This is a genomic window from Achromobacter pulmonis (assembly GCF_902859765.1).
Classification (GTDB): Bacteria; Pseudomonadota; Gammaproteobacteria; order Burkholderiales; family Burkholderiaceae_B; genus Achromobacter; species Achromobacter pulmonis.
Genome location: NZ_CADIJV010000011.1, coordinates 1 through 16,437, shown reverse-complemented (window position 1 = coordinate 16,437; position 16,437 = coordinate 1). Strand labels below are relative to the sequence as shown.

Below are 16,437 nucleotides of genomic sequence, written 5' to 3'. Positions count from 1 at the left end.
CGCCGGCTGCTATTACCGCGGAATCAGGCGTGCGCGGCCTTGAATTCCAGGCGGAACTTGTGCAGCAGGGGTTCGGTGTAGCCGTTGGGCTGGGTCAGCCCTTCGAATACCAGCGCGCAAGCGGCCTTGAACGCCAGAGAATGGTCGAAGTTGCCGGCCATCGGCAGGTAGTGGGGATCGCCGGCATTCTGGCCGTCGACCACCTTGGCCATGCGCTGGAAAGTCTCCATGACCTGTTCGCGGTTGGTGACGCCATGCCGCAGCCAGTTGGCGATGTGCTGGCTGGAGATACGCAGCGTGGCACGGTCTTCCATGAGGCCGACGTTATGGATGTCCGGCACCTTGGAGCAGCCTACGCCCTGGTCGATCCAGCGCACCACGTAGCCCAGGATACCCTGCACGTTGTTGTCCAGCTCCTGCTGGATGTCGGCGGCGGACCACTTCGAGCGATCACCCACCGGCACCGTCAGCAGGCCGGCCAGCAGCTCGTCGCGCACGCTGTCGAGTTGGGTGCGTTCGAGTTCCTGCTGGACTGCCTGCACATCCACCTGATGGTAGTGCAGCGCATGCAGAGTGGCGGCGGTGGGCGACGGCACCCAGGCGGTATTGGCGCCGGCCTTGGGGTGCGCGATTTTCTGTTCCAGCATGGCGGCCATCAGGTCGGGCATGGCCCACATACCCTTGCCGATCTGGGCGCGGCCGCGCAGCCCGGCGTCCAGGCCGACCAGCACGTTGTTGCGTTCGTAGGCGGTGATCCAGGCGGTGGACTTCATGTCGCCCTTGCGCAGCATGGGGCCGGCCTCCATGCTGGAGTGCATCTCGTCGCCCGTGCGGTCGAGAAAGCCCGTATTGATGAACGCCACGCGCGCCGCCGCGGCCGCGATGCAGGCCTTGAGGTTGATGCTGGTGCGGCGCTCTTCGTCCATGATGCCCATTTTCAGGGTGTTGCGCGGCAGGCCCAGCAGGTCTTCGACGCGATCGAACAGCTCGCTGGCGAACGCGGCTTCGACGGGGCCGTGCATCTTGGGCTTGACGATATAGACCGAGCCGGTGCGCGAGTTGAGCTTGCGTTCGCGGTCCTGCAGCGCGGCCAGGCTGGTGACCACGGCATCGAGGATGCCTTCCGGGATCTCCTGGCCGTCGCGATCGAGCACGGCCGGATTGGTCATGAGGTGGCCGACATTGCGCACGAACATCAGCGAACGGCCGTGCAGGGTCAGCGCCGAGCCGTCCGGACGGGTGTACTGGCGGTCGGGATTGAGCTTGCGGGTGAAGGTCTTGCCACCCTTGGTGACCGCTTCGGTGAGATCGCCCTTCATCAGGCCGAGCCAATTGCGGTAGATATGGACCTTGTCCTCGGCGTCGACCGCGGCGACCGAGTCCTCGCAATCCATGATGGTGGTCAGCGCGGCCTCGACCAGCACGTCCTTGACGCCGGCGGCGTCGGTGGCGCCGATGGTGTGGGCGCGGTCGATCTGGATCTCGAAATGCAAGCCGTTGTTCTTGAGCAGGATGGCGCTGGGCGCTCCGGCATCGCCCTGGTAGCCCATGAACTGGGCCGGCGTCTTGAGCGTGGTGCTGCCGTCGGCCAGCGTCACCTTGAGCTGGCCGTCTTCGACCGAGTAAGCGCGGGCGTCGGCGTGCGAGCCCTGGGCCAGCGGCGCGGCGCCGTCCAGGAAGGCGCGGGCACGGGCGATGACGGCGCGGCCGCGCTCGGGGTTGTAGCCGCTGCCGCTGTCGCCAGGCGTGGCGGGAATCGCGTCGGTGCCATAGAGCGCGTCGTACAGGCTGCCCCAGCGCGCGTTGGCGGCGTTCAGGGCATAGCGGGAGTTCGACACCGGCACCACCAACTGCGGGCCGGCCTGTTGCGAAATTTCGGTGTCGACGTTGTCGGTGGTGGCGCGCACGCTGGCCGGCTGGGGCAGCAGGTAGCCGATGCCTTCCAGGAACTGGCGGTAGGCGGCGGGATCGGCGATGGGGCCGGGATGGGCGCGGTGCCAGGCGTCGAGTTCAGCCTGCAGGCGATCGCGCTCGGCGAGCAGCGCACGGTTCTTGGGCGCCAGGTCATGTACCAGGGCCGCGAACCCTTTCCAGAACGCGTCGGCGGCCAGCCCGGAGCCGGGCAGCGCCTCTTGTTCGATGAACTGGCTGAGATTGGCCGCCACTTGCAGGCCGTGGTGCTGGATGCGTTGAGTCATGCGGGTCTCTGACGGTAGTAGATCTGGGCGGCACGTACGCCGGTCGAAGCGATGCCCACATCATCGTTCGCGTATGCCGCAAAGTCCATATCAAAACTTGCTGGTCATACCAGTTTGTTTGCGCCTGGGCCAGCAGGAGAGGCTTTTTTATGGTTTTATATCAGCAACTTAAGAGAGTGGTCCGCGGCGGTGGGCATATGGCGCACGCTTGGTCATACCACTGGTCCGGAGAATGCATGCACGCGGAAACTGAAGCGAAACCCCGCCAGGTGGCGGACGAGGTGGCAGAGCGTATCGAGCGCCTGATCCTGGACGGCGTCCTGAAGGCCGGTCAGGCGTTGCCATCCGAACGGCGCTTGACCGAGAAGCTGGGTGTGTCGCGCACCGCGCTGCGCGAGGGCCTGAAACTGCTGCGGGCGCGCGAAATCATCCACACCGCGCAGGGCAAGGGCTCGTTCGTGGCGCGCATCTCGCAGGTGGACGCCGGGCCGCTGATGCACCTGTTCAATTCGCAGCCACGCACGCTGTACGACCTGCTGGAAGTGCGGTCGCTGCTGGAAGCGGACTCGGCGCGGCTGGCGGCCCTGCGCGGCACCGAGGCCGATTTCATCATGATCCGCCGCCGCTACGACGACATGGTGAATGCGCAGGCCGCCGACACCGCCACGCACGCGCACCTGGACCATGCCTTCCACCTGGCCATCTGCGAGGCCTCGCACAACCCGGTGTTGGTGCACACATTGCAGTCGCTCAACGACCTGATGCTCGGGTCGGTGTTCGCCTGTGTCAACAACCTGTACCACCGCGCGCCCGAGAAGCGCCAGATCGACAAGCAGCACGCGCGGCTGTTCAATGCCGTGATCGGCCGCCAGCCGGAGCAGGCGCGCCGCGCGGCGGCCGACCATGTCGACAGCGTGCGGCAGAACCTGGCCGAAATCGAGCAGGAAGAGCAGCGCCTGGTGCGGGCGACATTGCGGCTGGAGGGCTGGACCTAACGCGTCACGCGCTCGCGGGGTTCAGCGATCCGCCGTCACCGCGCCGGCCAGGGCCAGCGGCTTGCCCGCATAGACCCGCCCGTAGCGGTTGCTCAGCAGGGCCTCCAGCGTGATTTGTTCCTGGCCGAGGAAACCCCGTTGCGGCAGCACCCCTTGCGCGACCAGATCCAGCGCCGCGCAGATGCCGGCGGCGGTCGACAGTTGGATGGCGCTGAGCCGGTGGCCGTCGACATCCGCGCCGAACACGCGGACAGGATATGACTCTTCTTCCAGGCGGCCATGGCGGTGGCCCGAGGCCTGCGCCTGGATGACGATCACGTCCTGTTCGGTAGTGGGGATGGCGGTCTCGAAAATGTCCTTGAGCAGGTCGCGGCGATCGCGCAGGCGCAGATCATTGAGCAGCAGCTTCATCAGGTTGCAGTGGCCAGGATAGCGCACCGACTTGTAGTCGACGTTGCGCGCGCGGCCCAGCAGCGTGGCGGGCAACGTACCCAGGCCGCCCGAGGTGTTGAAGGCTTCGTACTCGACGCCGTCCAGCGTGAAGGTCTCGTAGCCCTCGAGCGCGGGCACGCTGGTCAGTTGTCCGTCGACGATCGCCTCGCACGGGTTGCAGTATTCGTTGATCAACCCCTCCGTGCTCCAGGTCAGGTTGTAGCGCAGGCTGTTGGACGGATAGCGCGGCAGCGCGCCCACGCGCATGCGCAGGTCCAGCAGCGTATCGAAACGCCGCGCCAGCGCATTGCCGACGATGCCGATGAAGCCCGGCGCCAGGCCGCATTGCGGCATCAGCACGGTGCGCGCATCGTCGGCCAGCGCCTGGATCGCATGCGTGCTGGCGACGTCTTCGGTCAGGTCGAAATAGTGCACTCCGGCGCGGGCGCACGCTTGTGCGACCGCGATGGCGCGATGGAACGGCAGGGCGTTGACGACCGCATAGCGGCCCTCGATGCAGCGCGTCAACGCCGCGTCATCGGCGACCTGACGGGTGTCGCAACCCAATTCGGCGACGGCGCGCAGCCGCTCGGCATCCTGGTCGGCAACCAGGACCGAATAGTCGCCACTGCGTTCCAGCATCAGGGCGATGGCGAAACCGATTTTTCCGGCACCCAGGAGAAGGACGGGCTTGGTGGAGGTGGACATGTTGCGGCTCCTGCATAGAGGGGGATGGGTTGGCCTCATCCTATGCGTGAGCACTGTCGATTTGTAGATAGCAAACCGTCGTAACGGTTATATCTAACGTCGATATGACTAAATTGAGTGTCGAAACGTCAAAACAAAAGCCCTCCGGATGAACCGGAGGGCTTTGCGGGGCGAATGCCAGGGCCTGCTGCCAGGCCAGGCAATCAGCTGCCCATGGGGGGGTAGTCCATGTTGCCGAAGGTGACCAGGCCATCCGCCTTGGCCTGGGCCAGTTCGGCCTTGACCTCGCTGCGGCTCAGCGACGTGGCGTCGGCGGCGCGGGCAACGGGCGGGTAGTCCAGGTTGCCGAAGGTGACTTCGCCGGCGTTCTTGGCTTGGGCCAGTTGTTCCTGCACTTGTTGCGAAGTCAGGCTCGACTTCGAGGCGATCGCCGCGGGGTAGCCTTCTTCGCCGAAGGTGTATTGGCCGGAAATCTTGGCTTGTTGCAGTTCGGCCTGGACCTGGGCACGCGTGGGGCCTTGGTTGGCTTCAGCGGCCTGGGCACCGGCGGCGGCGAAAACGGACATGGACAGCATCAAAGCGGTAGCAAGGGTTTTCATAGCAGACCTCCATTTGTCTTGAGCTTGGGATCCGAACCTCTGGCCTGATTGCCGGGGGGTCGCTTGCTGTGTCCCGATGCGTTGCATTCTGGGCGCAAATTACCCTGGGATAAACCCTTATTCCCTGAAAACATTTTTCCAAAATAACCACTAATCACCTCAATCTTTACCAAATGGCACCATAGATGGCGATATTTCCATTTGATGACGCAATAGCTGGGGGTCGGCGGGCGCAGCGCGGCCCGCCCGATGATCAGGGAGCGGCGGTGCAGCAAGGGGGGAATGGGCGGAGGCGCCCGCAAGAAGGGGCCAGGCGGGAGAAGCGCCGCCCCAGGTCCGGGCCTGGAGCGGGAACGGCGGGAAGGTCAGCGATTCAGGTCGGCCAGTGCGGCGTCGTATTCGGCGCGGGCTTCGTCCAGCTTGCGCCGGGCCTTGTCGATCTTGTCCTGCCTGCCCTTGGCCCGAGCGGCCTTGAGTTCATCTTCGCGTTCGGCCACTTTGTTCTGTTTGTCGCGCACACGGGCCTCGCGTTCGGCTTCCAGGCGGCCGTCGGTGCAATGGGCCCGGGTCTCGGCCAGCGCTGTTTGCAGACCCGCCACGCGATGCGAGTTGCCGTGGGCGCGAGCGTAGTCGAGCTCGCGTTCGAGGTGGCAGATCTTTGCGGCGCAACCACGTTGCGCGGAGCAGTCGGCGGCAGTCTGGGCGTGAGCCGGCAGGATGCCGGACAGTGCGCTGGCCACGGTGGCGGCCAGCAGGGTTTTGGTCAAAGCGGACATGCGGGTCTCCGTAAAACACGTCTCGGAGCGGCCATCATCTCCCAAGCGTGAGATGCCCGCAATGCACCGGATCAGCCGATCAGCGTGCCCGCAAGCGCCGCCGCGACCAGGATTGCGCCCAGCCATAGGTTGGCGCGGAACAGCATGAAGTTGCGGTCCGGACGCTGAATGTCGAAGACTTTCAATTGCCAAGCCAGGTGTACCGCGACCGCCGCCATGCCGACCTGATAAGCCCACGACAGGCCGATCGCATGGCCGCCCCAGGACCACAGGATCACCGTGGCCAGATAGAAGCCGCCGATCCACAGCTTGCCCTGGTCGCCGAAGCGCATAGCCGTGGAATGCAGGCCCAGACTGCGGTCATCGCGCACATCGACGTAGGCATAGATGCTGTCGTAACCCACCTGCCAGAGCACCGCGCCGAACCACATCGCGATGGCGGCAAGGGGCACATGATTCTGCGTATCCGACCACGCCATCAGCATGCCCCAGTTGAAGCAGATGCCCAGCACGACCTGCGGCCAGTAGGTGACACGCTTGCACAGCGGATAGATGAAAACGAATGGCAGAACCGCCACGGCGAGCCAGCGGCTCATGCCATTCAGGAAGAACAAAAGCGAGCCGCAGACCAATAATTGGCCGATCAAAAACCAGACCGCATTACGCATGCTGAGCTGGCCGCTGGTCAGCGGACGGAAGCGGGTGCGTTCGACATGCTTGTCGAAGTTGCGATCGCACATGTCGTTGACGGTACAGCCGATGCCGCGCATCAGCAGCGCGCCCAGCGAGAACACCACCAGGCGTTGCAGGTCGGGCAGGCCGCCGGCGGCCTGGACCAGCGCGGCGATACAGGGCAGCAGCGTCAGCCACGTGCCGATGGGGCGGTCGAGCCGGCACAGCCGGGCATAGGGCCGCCAGGATTTGGGCAGCCAACGTTCGACCCAATCGGTGAAAACGATGTCGCTGAGGTCGACGGGAGAGGATTGCGGAGCGCTCACTGTCACGGCGAAAGAAATGGAAGGAAAGGTGACAGCATAAAACAACGGCCGGGCACTGCGCCCGGCCGTGGAACCGTCAAGGGTGGTCAGGACCCGGTTTTCAGGCCGTGTATTCCTTGAGCAGCTTGCCCAGGATGGCGATGCCGGTGCGGATCTTGTCTTCCGGCACGGTGGCAAAGCTCAGGCGCAGCGTGTTGGCGCGGCCGGCGCCGCAGTAGAAGGGGGCGCCGGGCACGAAGGCGACGTTCTGGGCGATGGCCTTTTCCAGCAGCTTGGTGCTGTCGATGTGCTCGGGCAGCGTCAACCAGATGAACATGCCGCCTTCGGGCTTGGTCCAGCTGACGGTGGCCGGGAATTCGCGCGCGATGGCTTCCAGCATGCAACTGCCCTGGGCGCGGTAGATCTCGCGCACGTTGGGCAGGTGTTGTTCAAGGAAGCCGTCCTTGACGATTTCGTACACGGCCATCTGGGTCAGCGTGGGCGTATGCAGGTCGGTGGCCTGCTTGGCCTGTACCAGCTTGTCGATCAGCGGACGCGCGGCGGCGATGTAGCCCAGGCGCAGGCCGGGGGCCAGCACCTTGGAGAACGTGCCCAGGCGCACCACGTTGGCGCCGTATTCAGCAGCCAGTGCGATCAGGCCCGGTTGCGGCTCGCCAGCGTAGCGCAGTTCACCGTAGGGATCGTCCTCGATGATGGTCAGGCCCAGCTCGGCGGCGCGTTTGACCAGCGCGATGCGGCGTTCCAGGCTGAGGGTGCGGCCAGTGGGGTTCTGGAAGTTGGGCAGCGCGTACAGGAAGCGGGCGCCGGCGGCCAGTTCCGGGGTGATGGCTTCGGGGATGAGGCCACCGTCGTCGGTGGGCACCGGCACGAACTTGGGCTGGTACAGGCTGAACGATTGCAGCGCGCCGAGGTAGCTGGGGTCTTCGACCAGCACCTTGCTGTCCTTGTCGATCAGCACCTTGCCCAGCAGGTCCAGGGCCTGCTGCGAGCCCGACACGATCAGGGTCTGGTCGGCGGTGATGTTGGCGCCGGCGCGGTTCAGGTCGTCGGCGACCCACTGGCGCAGCGGCGCGTAACCTTCGGTGGGGCCGTACTGCAGGGCCGCTCGGCCATTGGTGGACAGTACCTTGTCGAATGCCGCACGAACCACTTCCACCGGAAAGCCACCGGGCGCCGGCAGGCCGCCTGCGAACGAAATGACCTCGGGCCGTTCGGTGACCTTGAGGATCTCGCGGATGGCGGAGCTGGTGAGTTGCTGGGCGCGTTCGGAAAAGGCGAACGTCGGTTCGAGAGGCTTGTCCATGGCTTGCTTCTTAATCAAGAAGAGGGGTGACGGGGGGATGACAACGGGGCGGTAAAGACGTTACTGCGTAAACTATTGTCCCACAGCGTAGCAAGGCGGCCCCTTTATCGCGGGCTGCCCCTAAAATCACTTGCGCCGATAATCGCCTGTACAGTTACATTTAGATATATGTTTGAAGCCGCCCCGATTGCCGCCCATTCCAAGGCCGCGCTGTATGCCGAACTGGCCAAGCAGGCCCGCGCTCTGCTCGACGGCGAACATGACCGCATCGCCAATGCCGCCAACCTGAGCGCGCTGGCCTACCAGGCGCTGCCCGATCTGAACTGGGTGGGTTTCTACCTGTTCGACGGCACGGAACTGGTGCTGGGGCCGTTCCAGGGCAAGCCGGCCTGCGTGCGCATTCCGCTCGATCGCGGCGTGTGCGGCGCGGCCGCCCGCCAGCGCCAGACGCAGTTGGTGCCCGATGTGCATGCGTTTCCCGGCCACATCGCCTGCGATGCGGCTTCGCGCTCCGAGATCGTGGTGCCCCTGGTGCACCAGGGCGAGCTGATCGGCGTGTGGGACGTGGACAGTCCCGTGCCGGACCGGTTCGACGAAGACGATCGCCAGGGCATGGAAGCGCTGTGCGCGGTCTTCCTGGCGAGCCTGCGTTGACAGCGTGGCGGCGGCCCGGTAGATTTGCGCATCGGTCGTCCGCGGCCGGTTTCAACCCTTTATTCCATTCATGATTTCCCAGGCCATCCAATCCGCTTTCCTGTTCCGCGCCCTCGGCGCGGCGACGGTTCGCGCCGGCCTGAAATCCAAAAAACAGCCGCTCATCTGACCGGAGCATGCTGTTCCGTCAGATGGGCGACGGAACAGCGGCCTCACGGCGGCGCCATGGCGCCCTCGCGCGCACCCCCTGATATCCCGAGCACTTCTGTACGGTCCAACCACGGTCCGCTTACACCGAAGGAGTGTTCATGCAAACTCGACAATCCCTGTTCCAAGGCGTCTGGATTCCCCTGGTGACGCCGTTTTCCGGCGGCGCCGTCGATGGCGGGGCCCTGCGCCGCCTGGTGCGCCATTTCGCGGCGGCGGGCGTCGACGGGCTGATCGTCTGCGGCAGTACCGGCGAAGCCGCGGCGCTCGATGACGCCGAGCAACTGGCGGTGCTGGATGCCGTGCTGAACGAGGCCGGCGCGATGCCGGTGGTGATGGGCCTGGCGGGCAATCACCAGGGCCACGTGCTGCAGCGCCTGGCCGCGTTCGGCACCCGGCCTCTGGCGGGTATTCTGGCGCCCGCGCCGTACTATGTGCGCCCCGGCCAGGACGGCGCCGCCGCCTATTTCCGCAGCCTGGCCGATGCCTCGCGCTTTCCCCTGGTGCTGTATGACATTCCGTACCGCACAGGGACGACATTGGAAACCGCGACCCTGTTATCGCTGGCCGCGCATCCCAACATCGCGGCCATCAAGGATTGCGGCGGCTCGCTCGAAAAGACCCTGGCGCTGATCGCCGACGGCAACATGGACGTGCTGGCGGGCGAGGACCTGCAATCGCTGTCGCTGCTGTGCCTGGGCGGCAGCGGCCTGATCGCGGCGGCCGCGCACATCCGGCCCGATCTGTTCGTGGCCATGTACCAGGCGGTGCGGGCGCAGCAATTGGATCTGGCGCGCAAGCTGTTCCAGGCGCTGGCGCCGGTGATTCAACTGGCCTTTGCCGAACCCAATCCGGGGCCGGTCAAGGCGCAGCTGGGGCGCCAGGGGCTGCTCAGCGATGAGCTGCGCGAGCCCATGCCGGCGGCCAGCGCCGCCCTGGCGCGGCGCATGGATGCGGCGGTAGCAGGGCTGAACCGGCAGTTTCCCTGCCAATAGCGGGAAGTTGCGCGCGGGGCCCGCCGCTTTGTGGCGGCCGGATTCATTTGGTAATAAATGTCTCCCCGCTAAGCTGACGGATTGCTTATGATGCGGCCATTCTCCGGGGTGAAACAAAACGTTCATGGCCCAAGCTTTTGTCGCATTGTCCGCCTGGCAGGTCATGCTGGCGGGCCTGCTGTTCTTCGGCGGTATCTACCTGCTCTTCGGCGCGGCCACCTGGCTGCTGACCCAGCGCATCCTGCCGGCGCTGGGCATCGGCCGGCCGCTCGACCCGCGGCCGCTGGCGCCGGGCCAGTTGCGGCGCGAGTTCACGCAGTCGGGGCTGTCGATCCTGTTGTTCGGCACCGGCATGATCTTTCCCTGGGGCCTGCTGCAACTGGGCTGGGCGCATCTGGACCCGGACGCCGGCTGGCAGCAGATCACGCTCGAAATCCTGGCGCTGCTGGCCTGGAACGACGTGCATTTCTGGATCAACCACCGGCTGCTGCACACCAAGCTGCTGCGCCGCTTCCACCTGCCGCACCACCGCTCGGTGGTGACCACGCCTTTCTCGACCTATAGCTTCCATCCGATCGAGGCGCTGATGCTGGGCAACGTGATCATGCTGCCGATGGTGCTGCATGATTTCAGCTTCTGGTCGCTGGCGTCGGTGCCGCTGTTCAGCCTGTTCTTCAACTGCATCGGCCACGCCAATTACGACTTCTTTCCCAACGTGTCCTATTCGCACTGGTTCGCCGCCAGCCGCCGGCATCACCTGCACCATGCCTGTTACCACGGTAATTTCGGCTTCCAGTTCACCTTCATGGACCGCCTGTTCCGCACGCGCTTGCAGGCCGAGGCGGCCACGCCCCAGCTGGAGGCATTCCGGCAGCGAGAATCGCTTGGCGGACGGGCTTAGCAGGACGCGCCGGCTGCCCGTGCTGCGCAACCGGCGCGATTGGCAGAGCCTGGCCTACCTGGTCGCCTTGCCCGCGCTGGCGGCATGGCAGTGGCGGCATGGCTTCTGGTGGCCGCTGTACGCGTTGATGCTGTTTCTGACGCTGGGCATCGGCGTGATCCACCACAACCACACGCACATCCGCATGTGGCACGGCCGCTGGAGCAATCGCGCCACCGATTTCTGGATCACGTTGCTGCAGGGGCATCCCACCTTTGTGTTCTATCCGGCGCATGTGGCCAACCATCATCGCTTCAAGCACGGCGCGCGCGACGTGGCGCGCACCTACCGGTTCGGGGGCGATACCAACCACCTGTGGGGCTACCTGATTCATCCGGCACAAGCCGTGTGGGTGCTGTACCCGCTGTTCTACGCCTGGCTCGGACGATTGCGCCGGCACTGGCCGGGCGCGTGGCGCTATTGCCTGTGCCAGTACGGCGCCTGGCTGGGGCTGTGGGGCGGCCTGCTGGCGGTCAATCCGGTCAAGGCGCTGGTGTTCGTCATCATTCCGCAACTGCATGGCCTGCACTGGCTGCTGGCCACCAATTACCTGCAGCACGCGCACGCCGATGGCGGGCCGCGCACCGTGGCGGGCCTGAACTACGCCCGCAATTTCGAGGGGCTGGTCAACCCGTTGCTGTTCAATATCGGTCTGCATACCGCGCACCACGAGCATCCGCGCGCGCACTGGTCCGAACTGACGCGGTTGCACCGCGACCACTACCGGGCCCGCGTGATGCCCGCGCTGAACGAGGGCGGCCTGACGCCGTACATGTTCCGCGTGTTCGTGCTGGGCATATTCCTGCCGCGCTTTCGCAGCCGCTCGTGCATGGCGCCCGAGCACGTGCGCTAGCGCCGCCCACCCTTTCGCCACTAGAGACCCGCTATGCCTATCGCGTTCAATCGAGTCTATCTGGAAAGCGCCGGCTACTTCATGCCGGGCGAACCCGTGTCCAACGAGGCCATGGACAGCTACATCGCGCCGCTGAACCGCATGTCCAGCCGCATCAAGAGCCGCATCCTGGCCGAGAACGGCATCAAGCAGCGCTACTACGCGATCGATGCCGAGGGCAGCACCGTTTTCACCAATGCGCAGTTGGCCGCCAACGCCATCCGCGACTGCCTGCGGCGCAATGACGGCGACCTGGCGGACGTGTCGCTGCTGACCAGCGGCTCGTCCGGCGGCGATGCGCTGATGCCGGGTTTCGCCAACATGATCCAGGGCGAACTGGCCGCGCATCCGATGGAGACGCTGTCGGTGCATGGCATCTGCGCGGCGGGCGTGTCGGCCATCCAGGTGGCGGCGCAGGGCGTCGAGATGGGCGGCCATGCCAGCGCGCTGGCGGTGGCGGCCGAGCTGCCTTCGCGCCTGTTCAAGCGCTCGCGCTTTGCCGCGCGCGGCTACGACGCCGACTTCGACGCGCATTTCCTGCGCTGGATGCTGTCGGACGGCGCCGGCGCACTGCTGCTGGGGCGCGGCGGCCGGCCGCTGCCGGGCGCATCCCAGGGCGTGCGGTTGCGGTTGAAGTGGGTGCATCAGCGTTCGTTTTCGGGTGACTACCCGGTCTGCATGCAACTGGGCCTGTCGGCCGACCGCCAGCAGGGGCACCTGGACTATCCGTCGTGGAACGAGGCCGAGGCCGACGGCGCGCTGTCACTGCGCCAGGACATCCGCCTGCTGCCGCACTTGTTCGACATTGGCATCCACGAGTATGCCAAGCTGGTGCGCGATGGCTGGCTCGATCCCGATCAGGTGGACCATTTCCTGTGCCATTACTCGTCCGAGAAATTCATTCCGGTGGTCGAGGATCTGATGGACAAGGCGGGCCTGGTGATCCCGCGCGAGCGCTGGTTCAGCAACCTGGCCTGGCGCGGCAACACCGGCGCGGCGTCGATCCTGATCATGCTGGCCGAGTTCCTGGAAACGCGCGAGATCAAGCCGGGCGAACAGATCTTCTGCTACATCCCCGAGTCGGGCCGGTTCATGGCGGCCTATATGCTGCTGGAGGCCGAGGCCGCGCATGACGCCGCGCCGTCGGTGGCCGTCGGCGCCACGCCGGCCGCGGCCGGACGCGGGGATGCCCACAGCGCCGATGCCGACGCCATCGCGCCGCCGCACGATCCGGATATGGCGCCGCAGGGCCTGGGCCAACTGCTGACCGAACTGGCGGCGATCTGGCACGACTACCGCTCGCGCGTCTGGCGCACGCCGGTAGTGCGGCGCCTGCGCAATCGCCGCTTCGAGACCGCCGACTACCTGAACTGGATGGAGAACTGGATTCCGCAGGTGCGCGAGGGCAGCAAGTGGATGCGCGAAGGCGCGGCCTCGCTGACCGAGCAATACCAGCCGCTGGCCGCGCTGATCGACCTGCACGCGGGCGAGGAACAGAACGACTTCCAGATCCTGTTCCAGGACTATCGCACTGCCGGCGGCGCCATCGACGACATCGACGCGCTGCGCCGCAATCCGGGCGGCGAGGCGCTCAACGCGTATCTGCACAGCCTGGCCGCCACGCGCGACCCGATCGGTCTCTTGGGCGCCATCTACATCATCGAGGGCACCGGCCAGCGCATCGTGCCGGCCTTGTTGCCGCTGCTCAAGGCCAGCCTGAAACTGCCGCCGGATGCGTTCCGCTTCCTGGAATACCATGGCCACAACGACGAGAACCACCTGGCGCGCTGGCTCAGCGCGGTGGAGCTGGCGCTGGACTGTGACGAGGACGGCCGCGCCGAGCAGCGCATTGTCGACACGGCGCGCCGCACGGCCGCGCTGTACCTGATGCAGTTTCATCATGTGATGGAGGACGACGCCGCATGAACAAGGAACCGGAATTCCTTGCCCAGGGGCATGATCCCGCCGACCCCAGCCCCTGGCTGGCGTTATACCTGGACCGCAGCACTCCGCTGCCTGACAAGGTCAAGAAGGCCTGGCTGACCGATTCGAGCTGCGGCTCGCGCCAGTACCTGCTGCCGTTCCTGCGGCCGCTGGCGCGCGCCTGCATCATCCTGATCCAGATCATCAAGACCTTCCTGCCGCGGCGCTGGTCGCATTCGCGGCTGCTGCACCGCATCCTGGCATGGGGCTTGAAGCGCTTCGTTTCGCCCGAGGCCAACTGGCTGATCCTGCGGCATTTCCACCTGGGCGCGCAGATCCTGGCGTTCATCGCGGCCAATTCGCCGGTGCGCATCAGCACCACGCCGCTCGAACCGATGGAGATCGACGACCTCAAGGACGAGCTGTTCGTCAAGCACGACCTGAACCTGTTCAACTTCGTCATCCGCCTGAACCAGGCGCTGCGCGATGCGGGCGTGGAGATGCACGCGCCCGAGCGTGTCGATTTCTCGATGATCCGCGACCCGGATCTCAAACTCGAGGACATGCCGCAGGGCAAGCTGAATTTCCTCGACCTGCAAAGCGCCATCGAACTGTTCACGCCGCTCTACCAGCTGATGCTGACCGATAACGACTTCTGGCGCGCGGCCAATTCGCTGCAGCTGGACGAGACTATCGGCATCTACGCGGCCAAGCTGCTGGGCGCGCCGCAGCATCTGATCCTGGTGAACAACAGCCATCCGCTGGTGCCGATGTCGACGTTGCGCGCCGGCTACCGGCTGGTGCTGCATGGCCTGTCGACCGAGATGCTGCACAGCCTGCTGATGGAGATGCGGGCCGCGCAGGAAGGGGCCGAGCCGCCCGCGCCGATCGCCTGAAAAACGGGCCGATCCTGGTGTTGTCCCTGTAGGGCGGGCCAGGCCCGCTACGCTATAGTGCGACCCTTGTCCGACGATTCCGGGCCGCGCGCGCGGCCCGGATCCTCATTCCGGAAGCGCTTTCGATGCCCCAGCCCATAGAAATCATCGCCACCGTCCTGTTCGGCGTGGCGGTGCTGCATACCTTTTCCGTTCCCGCCTTCGCCCGCCTGGCCCATCGTGGCGGGCCCCATGCCGGCTTCTGGCACCTGCTCGCCGAGGTCGAGGCGGTGTTCGGCGTGTGGGCGTTCGCCCTGATCGTGGCGATGGCGGCGTTGTCCGGGCCTGCTTCGGCCATTGGCTACATGGACACGCGCAACTTCACCGAGCCGCTGTTCGTGTTCACCATCATGGTGGTGGCGGCCAGCCGGCCGGTCCTGGAACTGGTTGGGTTGCTGGTGCGCGCGACGGCGCGCGCCTTGCCCCTGCCGCGCGAATTGGCGACATTCTTCGTGGTGATGTCGCTGGTGCCGCTGGGCGGCTCGTTCATCACCGAGCCGGCGGCCATGACACTGGCGGCGATCCTGCTGCGCGATGCCTATTTCCGCAGCAGCGGCCGCGCCGGCTTCAAGTACCTGACCCTCGGCGTGCTGTTCGTCAACGTCTCGATTGGCGGCGTGCTGAGCTCGTACGCCGCGCCGCCGGTATTGATGGTGGCCTCCACCTTCGGCTGGGATTCGACCTTCATGGTGCAGCATTTCGGTTGGCGCGCCGCGATCGCGGTATGCCTGAACGCGGCCCTGCTGACCTTCGTGTGCCGCAAGGCGCTGCTGGAGCGTTCCGTCGGCACCGGCGGCGGCGTGGACGCGCCCGAGGGCAAGGACAAGCGCCCGCCGGTGCCCGCATGGGTGATGCTGGTCCACCTGGTGTTTCTGGTGGCGGTGGTGCTGACCGCGCATCATCCGGCGATCTTCCTGGGCCTGCTGATGATGTTCATCGGCTTCGCCGAGGCCTACAAGCGCCATCAGAACCGCCTGCTGATCAAAGAGGGGCTGATGGTCGGGTTCTTCCTGGCGGGCCTGGTGGTGCTGGGCGGCCTGCAGAAATGGTGGCTGCAGGACCTGTTGGGCGGGCTCGAGCCGTTCGTGCTGTTCTGGGGCGCGACCGCCCTGACGGCGATTACCGACAACGCCGCGCTGACCTACCTCGGTTCGCTGGTGGAGGGGACCAGCGAGGCCTGGCGCTACATGCTGGTGGCCGGCGCGGTAACGGGGGGCGGCTTGACGGTGATCGCCAACGCGCCCAATCCGGCGGGCTTCGCCATCCTGAAAAACCACTTTCCGGACGGCAGCATTTCGTCCGGACGGCTGTTTTTGTCCGCTCTGGCACCGACCTTGGTTGCCGCCCTGATGTTCCTGCTACCCCTCTGACGGGAGGGGGGCGCATGCGCCCGGCGGGCCGCTTGGGCTGCCCGCCTTGGGGGTGTCGCCGGCTCTTCACGAAAAACCGCTAAAATTCAAGACTTTCCCGTATTTTTCCGGCCCTGCCCGCCCGTCATCCGGACCGGAGCCAGTCCCGGCCCCGGGACCTTCCCTTGGAGGGTCCCTCGCGCCCCTGGCTTTGCGCTACGTCCGGCCGACGGTCATTGATACCTCGGGCCCGCGCCTGGGAGCCCTCGATGCCCATCTACGCATACAAGTGCAGCGCCTGCGGCCATGCCAAAGACGTCCTGCAGAAGATTTCCGACGCGCCGCTTTCGGTTTGCCCCGAATGCGGCCAGAACACGTTTTCCAAGCAAGTGACAGCGGCTGGCTTCCAGCTCAAGGGCTCGGGCTGGTACGTCACTGATTTTCGTGGCAACGGCGGTTGCGGCCAGCCGGCCGCTGGCGCCGGCGCCGCGTCGACCCCTGCTGCAGGCGCCGCGCCGGCCGCCAGCGCGGCG

General features: G+C 65.9%; 15 protein-coding genes. 9 read left to right on the top strand and 6 right to left on the bottom strand.

Annotated elements, in window-relative coordinates; translation table 11 throughout:
- Positions 1-23: 23 nt before the first annotated feature.
- Positions 24-2,198 (bottom strand): malate synthase G, encoded by a 2,175-nt coding sequence (locus HV701_RS11420; RefSeq protein ID WP_175133177.1) that lies wholly within the window; start codon positions 2,196-2,198, stop codon positions 24-26.
- Positions 2,199-2,434: 236 nt separating this feature from the next.
- Here HV701_RS11420 and glcC point away from each other — a divergent pair, with 236 nt between their 5' ends.
- On the top strand, positions 2,435-3,193 hold the full coding sequence (gene glcC / locus HV701_RS11415) for a transcriptional regulator GlcC (RefSeq protein WP_175133176.1): 759 nt from the start codon (positions 2,435-2,437) through the stop codon (positions 3,191-3,193).
- Positions 3,194-3,214: 21 nt separating this feature from the next.
- Here glcC and HV701_RS11410 read toward each other — a convergent pair whose 3' ends face one another.
- The 5 genes from HV701_RS11410 to HV701_RS11390 form a co-directional block, all read right to left on the bottom strand.
- Complete coding sequence (locus HV701_RS11410) at positions 3,215-4,333, bottom strand: saccharopine dehydrogenase family protein (protein ID WP_175133175.1); 1,119 nt, start codon at positions 4,331-4,333, stop codon at positions 3,215-3,217.
- A gap of 203 nt (positions 4,334-4,536) precedes the next feature.
- On the bottom strand, positions 4,537-4,932 hold the full coding sequence (locus tag HV701_RS11405; RefSeq protein WP_175133174.1) for a DUF4148 domain-containing protein: 396 nt from the start codon (positions 4,930-4,932) through the stop codon (positions 4,537-4,539).
- 365 nt (positions 4,933-5,297) lie between these two features.
- Complete coding sequence (locus HV701_RS11400; protein WP_175133173.1) at positions 5,298-5,708, bottom strand: DUF1090 domain-containing protein; 411 nt, start codon at positions 5,706-5,708, stop codon at positions 5,298-5,300.
- Positions 5,709-5,779: 71 nt separating this feature from the next.
- Positions 5,780-6,706, bottom strand: coding sequence for a 4-hydroxybenzoate octaprenyltransferase (gene ubiA / locus HV701_RS11395; protein ID WP_175133172.1), 927 nt, complete (start codon positions 6,704-6,706; stop codon positions 5,780-5,782).
- 100 nt (positions 6,707-6,806) lie between these two features.
- Positions 6,807-8,009 carry an aminotransferase-like domain-containing protein gene (locus HV701_RS11390; RefSeq protein ID WP_175133171.1) on the bottom strand — a complete coding sequence of 401 codons (1,203 nt, stop codon included), beginning with the start codon at positions 8,007-8,009 and terminating at the stop codon, positions 6,807-6,809.
- A gap of 168 nt (positions 8,010-8,177) precedes the next feature.
- On the opposite strand from HV701_RS11390, the gene HV701_RS11385 reads away from it, so the two are divergent.
- The 8 genes from HV701_RS11385 to HV701_RS11350 form a co-directional block, all read left to right on the top strand.
- A complete protein-coding gene (locus tag HV701_RS11385; protein ID WP_175133170.1) occupies positions 8,178-8,663 on the top strand; it encodes a GAF domain-containing protein in 486 nt (161 codons plus the stop codon).
- A gap of 308 nt (positions 8,664-8,971) precedes the next feature.
- Complete coding sequence (dapA, locus tag HV701_RS11380; RefSeq protein WP_175133169.1) at positions 8,972-9,865, top strand: 4-hydroxy-tetrahydrodipicolinate synthase; 894 nt, start codon at positions 8,972-8,974, stop codon at positions 9,863-9,865.
- Between the two features lie 124 nt (positions 9,866-9,989).
- Entirely contained in the window at positions 9,990-10,766 is a 777-nt protein-coding gene (locus HV701_RS11375) for a sterol desaturase family protein (protein ID WP_175133168.1), read from the top strand.
- Positions 10,750-11,658: a fatty acid desaturase gene (locus tag HV701_RS11370; protein ID WP_175133167.1), complete on the top strand. Its 909-nt coding sequence runs from the start codon at positions 10,750-10,752 to the stop codon at positions 11,656-11,658. The genes HV701_RS11375 and HV701_RS11370 overlap by 17 nt, the downstream gene beginning before the upstream one ends.
- A 33-nt stretch (positions 11,659-11,691) precedes the next feature.
- Positions 11,692-13,623, top strand: coding sequence for an iron-containing redox enzyme family protein (locus HV701_RS11365; protein ID WP_175133166.1), 1,932 nt, complete (start codon positions 11,692-11,694; stop codon positions 13,621-13,623).
- Positions 13,620-14,516, top strand: a complete 897-nt coding sequence (locus HV701_RS11360) for a DUF6999 family protein (protein WP_175133165.1) — start codon at positions 13,620-13,622, stop codon at positions 14,514-14,516. The genes HV701_RS11365 and HV701_RS11360 overlap by 4 nt, the downstream gene beginning before the upstream one ends.
- Positions 14,517-14,641: 125 nt before the next feature.
- Positions 14,642-15,925 (top strand): putative Na+/H+ antiporter, encoded by a 1,284-nt coding sequence (locus tag HV701_RS11355; RefSeq protein ID WP_175133164.1) that lies wholly within the window; start codon positions 14,642-14,644, stop codon positions 15,923-15,925.
- A 248-nt stretch (positions 15,926-16,173) separates the two neighbouring features.
- Positions 16,174-16,437, top strand: a 264-nt coding sequence (locus tag HV701_RS11350) for an FmdB family zinc ribbon protein (protein ID WP_175133163.1), incomplete at its 3' end; no start/stop codon positions are given.